15 protein-coding genes are annotated in these 15,677 nt (G+C 62.2%); 12 read left to right on the plus strand and 3 right to left on the minus strand.

Annotated elements, in window-relative coordinates:
* The first annotated feature begins 147 nt into the window (after positions 1-147).
* From HUK73_RS24045 to htpG, 6 genes are all read left to right on the plus strand, one after another.
* Positions 148-1,353 (plus strand): hypothetical protein, encoded by a 1,206-nt coding sequence (locus HUK73_RS24045; protein ID WP_176594280.1) that lies wholly within the window; start codon positions 148-150, stop codon positions 1,351-1,353.
* 58 nt (positions 1,354-1,411) lie between these two features.
* Entirely contained in the window at positions 1,412-2,029 is a 618-nt protein-coding gene (locus HUK73_RS24050; RefSeq protein ID WP_176594281.1) for a methylamine utilization protein, read from the plus strand.
* Position 2,030: 1 nt separating this feature from the next.
* Positions 2,031-4,385 carry an EAL domain-containing protein gene (locus HUK73_RS24055; protein ID WP_176594282.1) on the plus strand — a complete coding sequence of 785 codons (2,355 nt, stop codon included), beginning with the start codon at positions 2,031-2,033 and terminating at the stop codon, positions 4,383-4,385.
* A 69-nt stretch (positions 4,386-4,454) separates the two neighbouring features.
* Positions 4,455-4,820 carry a cupin domain-containing protein gene (locus HUK73_RS24060; RefSeq protein WP_255326527.1) on the plus strand — a complete coding sequence of 122 codons (366 nt, stop codon included), beginning with the start codon at positions 4,455-4,457 and terminating at the stop codon, positions 4,818-4,820.
* A 201-nt stretch (positions 4,821-5,021) separates the two neighbouring features.
* On the plus strand, positions 5,022-5,204 hold the full coding sequence (locus tag HUK73_RS24065) for a hypothetical protein (protein WP_176594283.1): 183 nt from the start codon (positions 5,022-5,024) through the stop codon (positions 5,202-5,204).
* Entirely contained in the window at positions 5,191-7,077 is a 1,887-nt protein-coding gene (gene htpG / locus HUK73_RS24070) for a molecular chaperone HtpG (RefSeq protein ID WP_176594284.1), read from the plus strand. The genes HUK73_RS24065 and htpG overlap by 14 nt, the downstream gene beginning before the upstream one ends.
* 298 nt (positions 7,078-7,375) lie before the next feature.
* Here the strand turns inward: htpG and HUK73_RS24075 are convergent, their stop codons facing one another.
* The 3 genes from HUK73_RS24075 to HUK73_RS24085 form a co-directional block, all read right to left on the minus strand.
* Positions 7,376-8,080, minus strand: coding sequence for an energy transducer TonB (locus tag HUK73_RS24075; protein ID WP_176594285.1), 705 nt, complete (start codon positions 8,078-8,080; stop codon positions 7,376-7,378).
* Positions 8,081-8,146: 66 nt separating this feature from the next.
* The gene (locus HUK73_RS24080) at positions 8,147-8,437 is read right to left on the minus strand and encodes a hypothetical protein (RefSeq protein ID WP_176594286.1); all 291 of its coding nucleotides are present in this window, start codon (positions 8,435-8,437) and stop codon (positions 8,147-8,149) included.
* Positions 8,438-8,646: 209 nt separating this feature from the next.
* A complete protein-coding gene (locus HUK73_RS24085; RefSeq protein WP_176594287.1) occupies positions 8,647-8,811 on the minus strand; it encodes a hypothetical protein in 165 nt (54 codons plus the stop codon).
* Between the two features lie 152 nt (positions 8,812-8,963).
* Here HUK73_RS24085 and HUK73_RS24090 point away from each other — a divergent pair, with 152 nt between their 5' ends.
* The 6 genes from HUK73_RS24090 (at position 8,964) to HUK73_RS24115 (ending at position 15,669) form a co-directional block, all read left to right on the plus strand.
* A complete protein-coding gene (locus tag HUK73_RS24090; RefSeq protein WP_176594288.1) occupies positions 8,964-10,454 on the plus strand; it encodes a DUF4139 domain-containing protein in 1,491 nt (496 codons plus the stop codon).
* 10 nt (positions 10,455-10,464) lie between these two features.
* Positions 10,465-12,024 (plus strand): DUF4139 domain-containing protein, encoded by a 1,560-nt coding sequence (locus tag HUK73_RS24095; RefSeq protein ID WP_176594289.1) that lies wholly within the window; start codon positions 10,465-10,467, stop codon positions 12,022-12,024.
* A gap of 82 nt (positions 12,025-12,106) precedes the next feature.
* On the plus strand, positions 12,107-13,204 hold the full coding sequence (locus tag HUK73_RS24100; RefSeq protein WP_176594290.1) for a DUF2157 domain-containing protein: 1,098 nt from the start codon (positions 12,107-12,109) through the stop codon (positions 13,202-13,204).
* Entirely contained in the window at positions 13,201-13,761 is a 561-nt protein-coding gene (locus tag HUK73_RS24105; RefSeq protein WP_176594291.1) for a GDYXXLXY domain-containing protein, read from the plus strand. The genes HUK73_RS24100 and HUK73_RS24105 overlap by 4 nt, the downstream gene beginning before the upstream one ends.
* Before the next feature lie 52 nt (positions 13,762-13,813).
* On the plus strand, positions 13,814-14,635 hold the full coding sequence (locus HUK73_RS24110) for an arylamine N-acetyltransferase (RefSeq protein WP_176594292.1): 822 nt from the start codon (positions 13,814-13,816) through the stop codon (positions 14,633-14,635).
* A 278-nt stretch (positions 14,636-14,913) separates the two neighbouring features.
* Positions 14,914-15,669, plus strand: coding sequence for a glucose 1-dehydrogenase (locus HUK73_RS24115; protein WP_176594293.1), 756 nt, complete (start codon positions 14,914-14,916; stop codon positions 15,667-15,669).
* Positions 15,670-15,677 lie beyond the last annotated feature (8 nt).

Below are 15,677 nucleotides of genomic sequence, written 5' to 3' on the forward strand. Positions count from 1 at the left end.
GTGTCTGCAATCAACGGATAGTTAATCATGTTGGGGCAGGCTTCGGCTGTGCCGGTCGCCATAAGCCATATTCTGCGAACATTTCGGTTCGCCTTAGCGCTGCTGAACGCATTCTGCGCTGCGCCTGCCTTTGCCGGCTCGGGCGATATGGACCTGCTTTCTGCGGAGACGCTGACGGTGACGGGCGACGCGCGGCTGGTTGGCGTGTCCGGTGAACGGGCGTGGACGGACAACGGTTTCGGGAAGCTGCGCTTCGGCGGCGACGAGCCAGCCCGCCGTTCCGACTTTCATATCGATCCTGCCTTTGGCGAGGCAGCGCTGATCTGGCAGCCGCGTTTTGGCTGGGCGCTGACCGGAACGGTTGTTGCGCTGGCGCAGGGCGGCCCCGGTCTGGAAGCGGGCCTGTCCGAAGCCTTTTTATCCTGGAAGCCGCTAGCCGATTCGTCCATGCGCCTGTCGGCCCGCGCCGGGCTGATGTGGCCGCCCGTCTCGTTGGAACATTCAGGACCCGAATGGGCGGTCACCGACACCATCACGCCCTCGGCGATCAACAGCTGGATCGGGGAAGAGGTCAAGGTCGTAGGGGCTGAGTTCAGCGCCTCTATCCAGACAGGCGGCCACAGGTTCAGTGCCACGGGGGCCGTTTTCGACAGCAATGACACGGCTGGCGCACTGCTCGCCTTTCGGGGATGGGCGCTGCATGACCGGAAGCTGTTGCTCGGTCGGCGACAGCCGCTGCCGCCGCTCGACAGCTTTACCGCGACGATCCAGCCGAACTACACTCATCCGACACTGGAAATCGATCCCGGCTTTTTCCGCCGACCCGGCTATTATGCGAAGCTGGCCTGGGACCCGCCGGTGCCGGTCCATCTCGAATATTTCCATTATGACAATGACGGCAATCCCGAGGCCGTCAATGCCGATCTGGAATGGGGGTGGCGCACGCGTTTCGACAATGTCGGGCTGGTGGCTGAGTTCTCCCGTGGCTGGCAATTGCGCGCGCAGGCCATGCGGGGCACGACGCATATGGGCTATCCCATGAATGGCGCGCTTTGGGTCGATACGCGCTTCCGTTCCGCCTTTGCGCTATTGACGCGCCATTTCGCACGCGGATCGGTATCGGCCAGGATCGAGGCATTCGGGACGCGCAACCGGGGCAGCGCGGTCACCGCGCTTGACGATGAGGATGGCTGGGCCGTCACCGTGGCGGCCAAGCGGACGCTGGATCGCTGGCTGACATTGCTGGTGGAGGGGCTTCATGTCCAAAGCAGCAAGGATGCGCGCAGCCGAGTGATGCTGGACCCGCAACAATCAGGAACCCAGATGCAGATGAGCCTTCGGGCGCGATGGTAATCCCGTGCTAACCGCCTCTTTACCTGAATGATCTAAGAGAACCGGCATGCGGATGCTGATGACCATCCTTTTTGCATCGCTTTTGCCCGTACCGCTTGCGCAGGCCCGGATCCTGACTGTCCGCGTCACCGATGCAAGCGGGAAGCCTGCCCGTGACGTCATTGTCACGCTGCGGCCGCAGGGCAAGCCCAACCCCGTTCCGCGCCCAGTCACCGGCTATCGGATCGACCAGAAGGACACGCAATTCCACCCTTTCATTTCGGTGGTTCCAGTCGGCACGAATGTGTCCTTCCCCAATCTCGATCCGTTCAAGCATCATGTCTATTCCTTCTCTCCGGCAAAGCGCTTCGAACTGAAGCTCTTCGCACGCGACCAGACGCGCAGCGTGACCTTCGACAAGCCGGGCATCATCGCTGTAGGCTGCAATATTCATGACAGCATGTCGGCCTTTATCTATGTGACGGACACGGCACTCACCGCACGGACCGACGCTCAAGGCCGCGCGATCTTCGATGATGTTCAGGCCCTGCCTTACACCCTTGGGCTGTGGCATCCCTATCTCAGCGCACAGGGCAACAGCGTGACGCGCCCGGTCCAGGCGGGAACGTCCGACAGCAATGAGAGCATCGCCATCCGGTTCCGCGCCGCGCCGATGCACAATATGAGCAGTTATTGAGATGCCCGGCTTTGCCTTCCGTTCGCTGCGTGCGCGGCTTTCGGTGGTCTATGCCGGCGTGTTTGCGGCGGCCATGCTGTGCATTGCCATGGCCCTCTATGTCGGCACGGAACGCGTGGCCTCCCTTCAGGTCGGCAAGGAATTGGTCGCCAGCGGCGCGATTTATGACCGGCTGTGGCAACAGCGTGCGCAGCAACTCAATGAAGCAGCCGCACTTCTGGCCCGTGACTTTGGCTTTCGCGCGGCTGTGGCGACAGGTGATCGTGCGACGGTGCTTTCCGCCCTCGACAATCTCAAATCGCGAATGAACGTGCGCAACGCCTTCATCTTGCACGTCGACGGCAGTATCACGGGACGGGGCGCTCCGCCGACACCGGCGCAGGTTCAGATATTATGGCAGGCGCTGGACAGCGGCAGACGGGTTGGCGTGGCACAATGGGGCGGACAGGTGAGGCAGGTCGTCGCCGCCCCGATCCTTGCTCCCGCTGAAATCGGCTGGATCGTCTTCGGCCTTGACCTCAATGCGCGGGAAATGCGGTCGCTCGAGGGCATGTCTCCGATCGCGCTCGACGCAGGGATCGTCTTGCGCACGGATCAGAGCTGGCAGCGGGTTGCCGGCAATTTCGCGCAGGTTGATCGCCGCGCCGGTCAGGTCTTCGACCAGTTTCTCGACAAACGCAGCGCGTTCGAATTGCATCTTGGCGGCGAAACCAGCTTTGCGCTCGCAAAATCGCTGCCGATGCTGACCGCCGACCAGCATGTCGCGCTTTTGCTGCTCTATTCCAAATCGGCGGCTCTGGCCCCTTATCGCCCCGTGCAGACGATCATTGGCGTATTCGCTCTTCTGGGCCTTGCCGGGGTGATCCTGGCTACCTGGCGAACGGCCGATCGGATCACGCGGCCGCTGGCGCAATTGGACGGGGCGGTCGGTCGCTTTGCTCGGGGCGATCGCTGTCAGGTCACGATCGGCGGCGAAGACGAACTCGCCCGTCTGGCAACCAGCTTCAACGCCATGGTGGAACAGATTGAAGACCGAGAGAAGCATATCGCACATCTCGCCTTCAACGATGTGCTGACGGGACTTCCCAACCGGTCGATGTTCCAAAGGCAGGCTGCGCAGCTTCTTTCGATGCGCGGACCGGATCAGGCACTGTCGCTGCTCTGCATCGACCTCGACAATTTCAAGACGGTGAACGACACGCTCGGCCATCCGGTGGGTGACGCGATGCTGATCGACGTGGCGCAACGGCTGACGGTCGCGGCCAGCGGCTGCTTCGTAAGCCGGTTGGGCGGCGACGAGTTTCTGGTGCTGCACATGGGAACAGACGAGCAGGACACGGTCGACATGCTGGCCCGCGGCCTGCTGGCGGCGATCCAGAAGCCCATGCTGATCGATGGGCATGATATTTTGCCCGGCGCCAGCATCGGCATCGCCATAGCCGAGGGCGAGGGGCATGACGTCGATACGCTACTGCGCAACGCCGATCTGGCGCTCTATCGGGCCAAGGCGGAAGGGCGCGGCACCTATTGCTATTTCGAGGCTACGCTCAACGAACGCGCCCAGGCGCGGCGTGCGATCGAAAGCGACCTGCGCCGGGCCATCGAACAAGGCGAGTTCGAATTGTATTTCCAGCCCCTTTTCGACCTCAAGGCGAACCGTATAGGTTCCTTTGAGGCGCTGATCCGCTGGAATCATCCCGATCGCGGCCTTGTTTCCCCGATCGAGTTCATTCCGATTGCGGAGGAAACCGGCCTCATCGTGCCGATCGGCGCCTGGGCCATGCGCGAAGCCTGTATGAAGGCGATGGATTGGCCCGCGCATATCCGCGTGGCCGTCAATGTTTCCTCGATCCAGTTCCGGCGCAAGGGGCTGACTGAGGTGGTCCTGCAAGCGCTCGCCGCAAGCGGCCTCTCGCCAGACCGGCTGGAAATCGAAATCACCGAATCCATCTTTCTCGACAGCAGCGACGATATCCTCAAACTGTTGCACAACCTGCGCGCGCTGGGCATCAAGATCGCATTGGACGATTTCGGCACCGGCTATTCGAGCCTCAGTTATCTCCGAGCGTTTCCGTTCGATAAGATCAAGATCGACCGCAGCTTCATTTCAGATCTGCTGAACCAGCCCGGTGCTATTGCTGTGGTCAGGGCGATAACGGATCTCGCAGCGGCGCTGGGCATGGAGACAACCGCTGAGGGTGTGGAAGAACCCGAACAGGTGGAGGCGCTTCGGGCTCAGGGTTGTTCTTCGCTTCAGGGTTTTCTTTTCAGCAGGCCAGTGACTGCGGCAGCCGTTCACGCCATTCTGACAGATGGCGGGAATCTCACGCGGACGAGTAACCGCAGTGCAGCGTGATCCAGCCGTTCTTGGGCATGATGCGATATAAATGCGATATCCGCTTGTAATTCTCCGCGATCCATTTTCATGTTCGATGCCATGGGATCGAAATATGATCGGGGCTTATCGGCCGCAATACCACCCAATCTGCTGGAGGTGCAGTGCGGAGGCGAGGATCGGGAACAGTTCGAAGATCTGCTGCGCCGACCCGGTGTCCGCATCGAACGAATTATATCCTATGGGCAAACGACGCCGGTCGATCAGCCTTATGTGCAGGACTGGGATGAATGGGTGCTGATCCTGACAGGCTCTGCCGAACTCACTTTGGATGGCGTTGGCCAGAGAAGTCTGGCTACCGGCGAACATCTCTTCATTCCCGCAGGTGTACCGCATTTCGTCACCTACACGGCCAATCCGACGATCTGGCTCGCCATCCATATCGGTGAACCTTAACAGGCCGGTCGGAACGGAGCAGGCGCGGGCCGATTCGGTGCCATATTCCTTGCCCGCGACGATGACGAGAAGGGTGCCTTCCTCACGGAAGCGGATTGCCGCATCATGCCGCCTTCAGAACATCTTCGGGCGGTGTCGGTGACCTTGCCTGGCACATCGCGCAGAGCCTGATCCGGGAAGCAGGGCATGGCCTTGCTCCCGATGATTTCCGCGATCGAAGATTGGAATGGCGCAGCGGACGCCGTGCTTCAGGCAAGATGGGTTGCTGATCTGCCCCTCATTCCCCGCCGCGTGGTGGCGGTCTTGATCTTGCAAAATGGAAAGAAGGCCGCCATTTCCGCGCCGTTATTATTGAACGGGGATGAGCATCATGACGATCGATAACGCAGCGGCGCAGGAAACCCACGCCTTCGAGGCCGACGTATCGAAGCTGCTGCACATGATGGTGCATTCGGTCTATTCCGACCGCGACGTCTTCCTGCGCGAACTGATCTCCAACGCCGCCGATGCCTGCGAGAAGCTGCGCTATGAGGGCATCGCCACCCCGTTGCTGCTCGGCGACGATCCGCAACCGCGCATCAGTCTGATCCTCGACCCTGATCAGGGCCGCCTGACGATAGAGGATAATGGCATCGGCATGACCGCCGCCGACATGGGTGAAACGCTGGGCACCATCGCGCGGTCGGGCACGAAGGCGTTCATGGACAGGCTGGCGGCCGATGCGGGGCAGGAAGGATCGCAACTGATCGGCCAGTTCGGTGTCGGCTTCTATTCCGCCTTCATGGTCGCGCGGGAGGTGGAGGTCTTCTCCCGCCGCGCCGGTACGGATGTGGCGGCGTGCTGGAGTTCGGATGGCCTCGGCACCTACAGGATCGCGCCGGTCGACCTTGCGGATGCGCCTGCGCGGGGCACGCGCGTTGTCCTGCGCCTGATGGATGACGCCAAATCCTATGCGGAGCGCTTCACCGTCGAGCGGATCGTCAAGGCGCAGTCGGGCCATGTGCCGGTGGCGATCACCCTGTTCGAAAAGCCCGATGCGGAAGGCGCCATCGTCGCGGATGGCGCGGCGCTGTGGCTGAAGCCGAAGTCGGAGATCAGCGAAGAGGATTATGCCGACTTCTACCGGAGCGTGGCGGGCCAATATGACAAGCCCGCACGCACGATCCATTATCGGGCTGAAGGACGATATGAATATTCGGTCCTGACCTTCATTCCGGAGACCAAGCCGTTCGACCTGTTCGACCCGGACCGCAAGGGGCATATCAAGCTCTATGTGCGCCGTGTGTTCATCACCGGCGAGGCTCCGATTTTGCCGCGCTATCTGCGCTTCGTGCGCGGTCTTGTGGATTCGGCTGATCTGCCTCTCAACATGTCGCGCGAGATGATTCAGGACAGCCCGGTGCTGGCGGCGATCCAGAAGGGTGTGACCGGCCGCCTGCTGACCGAATTGCAGAAGTTGGCCGACAGCGACGCTGAAGCCTATCTGCGGATCTGGGAGAATTTCGGGCCGGTCCTGAAGGAAGGGCTGTACGAGGATTTCGAGCGCCGGGAGGCATTGCTGGGGCTGGCCCGCTTCAGGAGCACCACGTCGCAGGGCGGCTGGCGGTCGCTCAAGGACTATGTCGCGGACATCAAGGACAACCAGACCGCCATCTATTATGCGACCGGCAGCGATCTGGACCGGCTGTCCACCTCGCCCCAGCTTGAAGGTTTCCGCGCGCGCGGCATAGAGGTGCTGTTGCTGCCCGATCAAGTGGACAATTTCTGGACCACCATCGGCGTCGATTATGAGGGCAAGCCCTTCAAGTCCGTGACTCAGGGCGCCGCGGACCTTGGGCTCATCCCGCTGACGGCAGATGCGGAAAAGCCGACCCCGGCGGAAAATCAGGCGGTGGACAGTTTTCTCGCCTTCGCAAGGGATGCCCTGGCTGGCGCGGTGTCGGACGTGCGTGTGTCGGAGCGGCTGACCACCAGTGCGGTCTGCCTGGTCGCGCCGGACAGCGGCATGGACCGGCAATTGGAAAAGCTGCTTGCCAGTGCGGGACAGTTGCCGCAGGCTGCTTTGCCCGTGTTGGAGATCAATTCCGGTCATGCGCTGATCCAGAAACTGGCAGGGGCCGACGATGCGGATGCGCTGAAGGCGGATATGGCGCATATGCTGCTGGATCAGGCGCGGATCGCCGATGGGGAGCAGCCTATCGATGCCCGCGCCTTTGCCGAACGGCTGGACAGGCTCATGCGTCGCGCTGTGGGCTAGAGCATCGTGCGGGAAAGTGGGAATCGGTTTCCCGCTTAAAACGATGCGGCACCGAAAACTTAGAGCGCGCTGCGTCCGATCTAACGCAGCGCGCTCTAGTGTGGTGGATTTGAAATACGCCTCATTATAGCGGCCAGGTGGGGAGCGTATTTCAAATCCATAAACCACACTAGAAACATATATTTGCTAGTGACCCTGATGAATCTGAAGTTCGTTCAGCGCCTGCCCAATAGTGTGACGAACTTCAACTTCGGGTCACTAGCGCGACATGGCTGCGGGATGGGCAGCGGGTTTTGCCCTACTGAGGTCGCCATCGGTAATCTTCCTCACGCACCTCGGCAACCGGATAGCCTTCCGGGTCGCGCGCGGGGCGGAACCGGTAGCGTTCCTCGATGATGCGACAGGTCATGGCGTCCACTTCCGCATAGCCGCTTCCTTCGATGATTTCGCACTTGTCGACGCGGCCGGAAGGCTCGATGACATAGCGGACCCCGATTTTCAGCCGGCCGGCTCCGCGAGCGGTCTCGGGAAAATCGGAATTGCGGAAGCGCCCGATGGTCTGCCGTGCAGGCGAAAATGCGGCATCCTCGCCCGCCGGGCCTCCCGCCCCAGCGCCGCTTCCACCCGATCCGCGCCCATTGCCCGCGCCGCCTGATCCCCCACCATCCACGCCGGTGCCAACCGACGAGGCGACGGTCGGAACAGCCGGTGAAGGCACAGTGATTGCGGGCACGGGCGCAATAATGGCTGCGGGTCGCTTCAGGTCAGCCTGATGCGGGGCGGGAGCAGCGCGGCCGCCGCCCTGATGTTCTGCAGCGGGCTGCTTCACCGGCTTTGCGGGTTCAGGCTTTTCCTTCACCGGGGGCTTCAGGTTGAACAAGGCCAAAGGGGAAGTGTCGGCCAATGTGCGCAACATGGGGGCGTCACGCAGCCCCGCGATCAGGGCAAAGCCGATCATTCCAGTTACCGCGAGCGCGGATATTGCGCTCGCGATCTTGTCCAACCCCCGCCTTCGTTGCGCCCAAGGGCTTGTCATATCGACGATATGCTGCGCGCACGGCGCTGGCGCTTATCGGTAAACGCGGTTGCCGTTGCGATCGATATAATATTCGCGGCCGCGCCGGTCACGCTCCCATGTGTGATTGCCTTCCGATGTTGCCGCACCGACTGCGGCGCCGCCCGCGGCACCGATTGCCGCGCCTTCGACAATTCCAAGGCCGGGGATCACGGCGCCCGCAACCGCGCCGCCGACCGCGCCGATGCCTGCGCCACGCAGACCAGCACGGGTCGTCTCCCGCGAACAGCCGCTAACACTGGTCGCGGCAGCCAAGGCTGCAATTAGTAAGAGTGTCTTACGCATAATAACTCTCCTTTGCTGCCTTGTGAAACGACCCAGCCGTCATTTGGTTCGAATGCGGCCGCCATCAGGGATGGCGAGCACGCGGCTCAATTTGAATAAATAAGCCCCGCTTCGAAGGAAGCGGGGCAAATGTTTCGCCAACGGTCTATGGTCGCATCCGAGATTATGGGACGAGATAAACTGGCACCGGCCTGGCTATGGCTGGCGACCTATTGGTGGAAGCCACCCTCGCGGACGGCGGCTTCCAGCATGGCTGCCAAAGCCTCTTCGGCCCGTGCGCGCAGATTGCCATCCTTTCCGGCAAGATCGTGTCGGATCCATTCGGGCGCCCGTTGCAACACGGTGAGCACAATTTTGGTCAGTTCTTCATCCATCGCCACCGCTATGCTTTGGGAAGCCGGGAGGAGCAATAGCCGATCTTACGAAGATGCAGGGCCGGTGTATCGAAGCAGGCTTTATATGCCACTGGAATGGTTCGGCATTTTCAGGCATGTTTGTGGCACTGGTGGAGAAGAGGGGGGGCTTCATGCGGCTGAAATGTCTTGCTTTTACATCGGCTGCTGCCCTGATCCCGCAATCGCTTTTCGCTCAGCCATCGCCGGCGGTGCCCAATGCCCAGGGCGATGTTGCCGTCACCATCTATAATAACGATCTGGCGCTGGTGCAGGATGTGCGGCGGATCACCTTGTCCGCAGGGCGCTCTCGGCAGGAATTTCCTGATGTTTCCGCGCGAATCCGCCCGGAAACGGTGACATTGTCGGGCGAGGGCATCGGCATTGTCGAACAGAATTTCGATTATGATCTGCTCTCGCCTGCGTCGCTGATGGAAAAGGCAGTGGGTCAGACCATCACCCTGCTGCGCACCAATCCGGCAACCGGCGTGGAGACGCGCGAGCAGGCAACGGTTCTGGCAGCCAATGGCGGTGTCGTGCTGAAAATTGGCGATCGCATAGAGGTGCTGCGCGACGACGGCCTGCCGGTGCGGGTCATTTTTTCTTCCATCCCGCCTAATTTGCGTGCCCGTCCGACGCTCAGCGTCACTATGGACGCGCAGCAGGCCGGGGCGCGGCCGGTGACGCTCAGTTATCTGACGCCGGGCATGAGCTGGAAATCCGACTATGTCGCGCTATTCGACGAAAAGGCGGGTAAGCTCGACATGCAGGGTTGGATCACGCTCAATAACAGCACGGGCACGACCTTCGCCAATGCCCGCGCCCTGCTGGTCGCGGGGGATGTGGGGCAGGTCCAGCAGCGCTATAATGGCGGTCGGCCCCAGCCCCGTGGGAATCAGCCGGGAACCGAGAGCGGCGATGGCGAGCAATTGGGCGACTTCCATGTCTATCCGATCGAAGGACGCACCACGATCGCCAATGCACAGACCAAGCAGGTGAGCTTCCTCGATGCATCGGGCGTTCCGGCGGAGCGGGGTTATGAGTTTCGCAACGACTGGATGGAAAGCCGGGATCAGGCCGAAAGCGCGGCATCCATATTGAAATTCTCCAATGCAAAAGCCTCCGGTATCGGCGCCGCGCTGCCGGCGGGTACGGTGCGCGTCTATATGCGGGATTCTCGCGGGCAGGCGCAGTTTGTGGGTGAAAGCACCATCCCTCACACGCCGGGCGGTTCCACTCTGGCGCTGCGTACCGGGGATGCGTTCGACGTAAAGGTGCAGCCGGTGGTGGAGAAACGCGGCGTCATCACGACCGACGAATGGACGCAGACCGCGCGCTGGCGTGTCACCTATCCTGACGGCAGCAGGAAGGAAGTGCAGGTCGAACAGCCGGATAAATATTACCGGACCCAGATGCGCTACATCATCACCAATGCGAAATCGACGCCGGTAAATGTCGATGTGGTCCAGTCCGGCCTCGCCCGTTGGGGGTGGTGGCGCGACCTGCGTGTGCCGGAAGAAAGCATTGGGGGCGTGCAGGAGACGGCGGATATGCGGCGGTGGGTCGTGCCCGTGCCCGCCAATGGCAAGGTCGAGTTGACCGCCACCTTCCTTACCCCCTGGTAAGCGCACCGTCATGCGCCGCATCGGGCCGTGGCCGCTGCTTATCCTCCTCCTCTGCACGCCTGTTGTCGCGCGGGCGCAATCGCCCGTGGTGATTTCGGCCGCACCGGACAAGGTGGCCGTCACCCTGTACCGCGATGCGGATCGGGGAGAGAATGCGATCGACCGCAACAATCCCGGCGCTTTCGCTCTGGTAGCAGAGACGCGCCGGGTGATGCTGCCGCCCGGCCCGGTGGTGATCCGGTTCGAAGGGGTGGCGAGCGGTATTGTGCCGCAGTCAGCGATCCTGTTTGGCGCACCCCCGCGCGAACGCAACCGCGATGCCGCCCTGCTGTCGCAAAAGGGGCTGGTGGATGCCTTTACCGGGCAGCGGGTGATCCTGCGCCGAACCGATCCGGCGACCGGACGGACGGTGGAGGAAAGCGCGACCGTCCGTTCCGCTGCCGACCGGCTGGTGGTGACGACGCCGCGTGGGGTGGAAGCGCTTTATTGTTCCGGCCTGCGTCAGACCCTGCTCTATCCGGAGGCGCCTCCGACTCTCTCGGCCCGGCCGGTGCTGACGATGACGACCAAGGATCAGCCCGGCGGCTGGGCAACCATCACGCTCGCCTATATTGCCACCGGCTTCGACTGGGACGCCACCTATGTCGGCACATTGGCGCCTGACGGACAGTCGCTGAGCCTGCTTGGCTGGCTGACGCTGGCGAGCGCGGATGATACCAGTTTTCCCGATGCGACGGCTGCCGCCGTGGCCGGACGGGTGCAGCGATCGCCGGACAGCCGCGACGATACGGGAGCAAGAGCGCATCAGGAGGCCCGTTATCTGAACAGGTTCAGCGATTGCTGGCCGGCTGACACGACGAGCGACATCGGCCATCCGGCTCCGCCGCCGCCCGCGCCGGTGGCGATGATGGTGGCGGGGGAGGATATCGTCGTGACAGCCCAGCGGCGGGAAATGGCGCTGTCAGCTCCCGCCGCGCCTGTAGTGGTTGCCAGAGCGGAGAATCTGGGCGACCTCAAACTCTATCGCATTCCCGTTCCCGTCACGGTCGCTGCGCGGTCGCAAAAGCAGGTCGCCTTTCTGATCAAGCAGAAGGTGATGGGCAGCCTCATCTATCGATCGCAGATGATCTGGGACGAGCCGGACGATCCCCGGATGCTGTTCCGTTTTCGCAACCGGGTGGCGGATGGTCTGGGCGATCCGCTCCCGGCGGGGCGCGCGGTGCTGTATCAGGACAGCCCCTGGGGCCGGATGTATGTCGGAGAAAGCGCGACGGGCGATAAGGCCGTGGACGAAGACGTTGAATGGCCCTTTGCGCAGGCAAGCAACCTCACGCTGGAGCAGGAACAGAGGAAGGAGGGCGAGCGCGTCCTGCGCCACCGGCTGATCGTGCGCAACGCCAATCCCTTTGCCGTGCGCTTTGAGATGGACTTTCCGCAGAATGGCGGTCGGATTTTCGACGGCTTTGGCGGCCGGGTGACGGACAAGCCGGGCAAGAAAGTCTGGGCCATGACGGTGCCGGCAAATGGGGAGGTCCGATTGCGGTTCCGATCTACCGAGCGCGAGGATTAAGGGAGGATATGTCGGAACGACAACTCAGGGCATGGCAGGATGCCGGCCTGATCGACGCCGAAATCGCAGAGCGCATCCGCTTGTGGGAGGCCGCGCACAGCCGGCCTGTGGGCCTGTGGGCCTGTGGGCGGTCGTCGGGCTGGGCGTGCTGACGATCGGGCTCGGCATCGTGTCCGTCGTCGCGGCCAATTGGGATGCGATACCGGGCGAAACGCGCCTTGCGATCCACTTCGCGCTGATGATCGGCTGTGCGGTTCTGCTCTGGTGCTCTCTGGCCGGGGCGGCGGCGAAGGATGGTTATTGCAGCGACGGCCTGTTGTTCGTGGCAGCGGTGCTGGGTCTGACCTTTTTCGGCCATGTGGGTCAGGTCTACCAGACATCGTCGCCGCTCTGGCAGCCGCTATTGGCATGGTTGATCATCTTTTCCCCGCTGCTGCTTCTGTTCGGGCGGGGGTGGCCTGTCGCAGGCCTCTGGCTGGCCGGCGTCATCGGCACGACATGGTCCTATGCCGACGAATATGGCCTTTGGTCATGGGGCCGTCACATGCCGCAACCTGCCTTTCCCACCTTGTTCTGGGGACTGATCGGCTGTCCGCCGATGGCGGTCGCGGCCTTTGCCGCGCTGATCCGCGACCGTAGCGATCGTCCGGCTTTCTGGCGCGTGCTGGAACTGCTGGCCATCGCCACCATTTTGATCGGCCTCACCATCGTCATTATCGTTGGCCAATGGGATGGCCGGTCGCATGGCATGGTCGGCAGCGTCGCGATCCAGAGCCTGGCGTTGATCGGTGCGGCGGCGGCGATCCTGTCGGTCAGGGGAGCGCGATCTGGCCAAGCGATGGCAGGCATATTGGTGGTCACGGCCATGGTGCATTTCGCTGACGCCTTATTGCTTGCCATGCATGGCCCGATCCGTGGCCCATGGATCGGCGCATTATTCTTCCTCATCCTCTGGGGCGCGGTCGCCGGAGGCGCTCTTTTCGCCCGGCAGCGGCGCCTGTTTCAGGGCGCGATCGCGCTGCTTGCCATTCGCATCATCATCCTCAGTTTTGAACTGAATGACGACCTGTTGGGGAACGGCGCCGGCCTTATTCTTTCCGGGGCTTTCGCCATGGCTGTGGCATGGGTGACGGTGCGTATATCGAGGCGCTATGCCCCCGAGGGGAGGGGCGGGGAATGATAAGGATTGTTTCGCCCCGCCTTCTGCTCGCCGCCGCCCTCCTGCTGCCGCTGGTAGTGCTGGCTTGTAGCTGGGCGGCAACCTATCGCCTTGCCCGGCAGGGGCAGGAATGGCTCATCCCCATCAAAGGCTATGATCCCAGAGATCTGCTGCGGGGGCACTATGTCCAATATCGATATGACTGGCCTGTGGACCGCGCACCGGCGGACGGCCTCGATGAGGGAGGGGTGTCGTTCAACGCGTCCTTCGTGGATCAATTATGCATCGAAGGGACGGCGCCCAACATCGTCAGGGTGCGTGAATTGCCGGTCGTCATGGGCTGGTCCGATCCCGACAAGGCAAAAGGATGCGCCATCATTGCGCGTGCTTCCGTTGGCGCCCGGCGGGAAGTCCGGGGGCTGGAATCAGCTATTATTTTCACGTCCCAGTCGCGTGCGCTGGCATTGTCGCGCCAATTGGCAAGCCCGGACACCCAGGGTTTCGTTCGGGTCAGGATCAGACCAGACGGCGTGATGCGACCGATCGATCTGGAGTTCAGGCGGCGCAAGAGCCATTAAGGTATCCTGTGCACTTATGATAAACCGTGCCGCAGGTCCGGGGAGGCATGAAATGGCGGAAAGTCTGACAGAAGCGCAATTGGATGCCTATCTTGCACGGATCGGGGTCCGGCGACCCGAAAGGACCGATCCAGCCGCGCTAAAGGCGATCCATCGCGCCCATGCATATGGCTTCACCTGGGAAGCCATTGATTGTTTCATGGAATGGCCCACCAGCGTTGATCCCCAGGACGCATTTGCCAAGATGGTGGAGCATCGCCGGGGGGGCTGGTGCTATGAAATGAACGGTCTGCTTGGCGCAGCCCTGTCCGCTTGCGGTTTCGCCGTGACGCGGTTGTGCGGTGGAGTTCGCCGGGCTGAGCTGGGCGATCTCGCCATCGGCAACCATTTGACGCTGCGGGTCGATTTTGAGGAACCCTGGCTTGCGGAAGTGGGCCTTGGCGACGCGTTGGTGGACCCGATTCCTTTGGTTGTCGGCTCGGCCGAACAGCGCGGTTATGCCTTCGCGCTTGAACATGCGGACGGAGACTGGTTGCGGTTCCGCAATCACGCATATAGCGGCGCGCCCAGTTTCGACTTCCGGGCGGACTATGTCGATGAACCGGCGCTGGGGCATGCCCAGAGGTACCTCCGGGAGGCCGAGGCGTCGCCGTTCAGGACCAATCTCGTGATCCAGCGTCACTTTCCCGATCGCATAGAGGCCGTCCGCAACGCCACGCGATACACAACGACGCCGCGGGGCGTTTCAGAGCGACCCATCCGGGACGCCGAGGAATTTACCGCGCTGCTGGATGGCGTATTTCAGATTGTCGTGCCCTGCCCGGAGGCCGTATGGGATCGCGTCTGCCAGGTGATTGATCTGTCGCCGAACTGAAACCGGTGCGGCGCAGGCGCGACCCATGCGTTTGCCGATCACGAATGGCGATCAGCACTGCGACGAAAAGGGCGCCCGACAGGACAATGTTGAGTGCCATGTCGCCATATGCCTCAAGCGATACATCCTTTTGTACGGAATGGAGCGTAGGGGGAGCATTTGAACGCCATTCTATGCGTATCAATGTCGTCCAAAAATTATGCAATTTCCATGAAGACTATGGCCGGAACAATGATTATTCGTGACGATCCAATGAGATGACAGGATGGGAGAAGGATATGCATGATCTTGACGGCCAAGTCGCGCTTGTTACGGGCGCTGCGACCGGCATCGGTCGTCAGGCGGCCTTGAGCTTTGCCGCAGCGGGCGCGCATGTGGTGCTCGCCGATGTAGCGAAAACCGCTGGCGAGGAGGCTGCCCATGCCGTGGAGGCGGCAGGCGGACGCGCGATCTTCGTGGCGACGGATGTGTCGCGCGACGCCGATGTCGCCCATGCCGTCACCCTGGCGGTCAAAAGCTTCGGCGGGTTGCAGTGCGCCTTCAACAATGCGGGCATCGCGCCGCGTGGCGCGCCCGTGGCCGAGATGTCGGAAGAGGATTGGGACCGCACCATCGGCGTCAACCTGAAGGGCGTCTGGCTCTGCCTGAAGCATGAATGCGCCCATATGCTGGCCCATGGCGGCGGCGCCATCGTCAACACATCGTCGATCATGGGTGTGGTGAGCGGACCGGGGCTGGCCGCCTATTCCGCGTCCAAGACCGGAGTGGTCGGTCTCACCCGCGCCGTCGCGCTGGATTACGCACGGGCGGGCATTCGGGTGAATGCGGTCTGCCCAGGCGGCATCGCCCATACCGGGATGACCGATCACCCGGATAACCAGAAGGACATGGAACAGTTGATGCAGGCGACGCCCATGGGCCGGCTGGGGGAACCCCATGACATCGCCAGCGCGGTGGTCTGGCTGTGTTCGCCGCAGGCCGGCTTCATCACGGGGCAGGCGCTCAGCATCGATGGCGGATTCACCGTCTGGTGAACCTCGTC

The sequence above is a fragment of the Sphingobium sp. EM0848 genome (assembly GCF_013375555.1).
Lineage (GTDB): Bacteria > Pseudomonadota > Alphaproteobacteria > Sphingomonadales > Sphingomonadaceae > Sphingobium.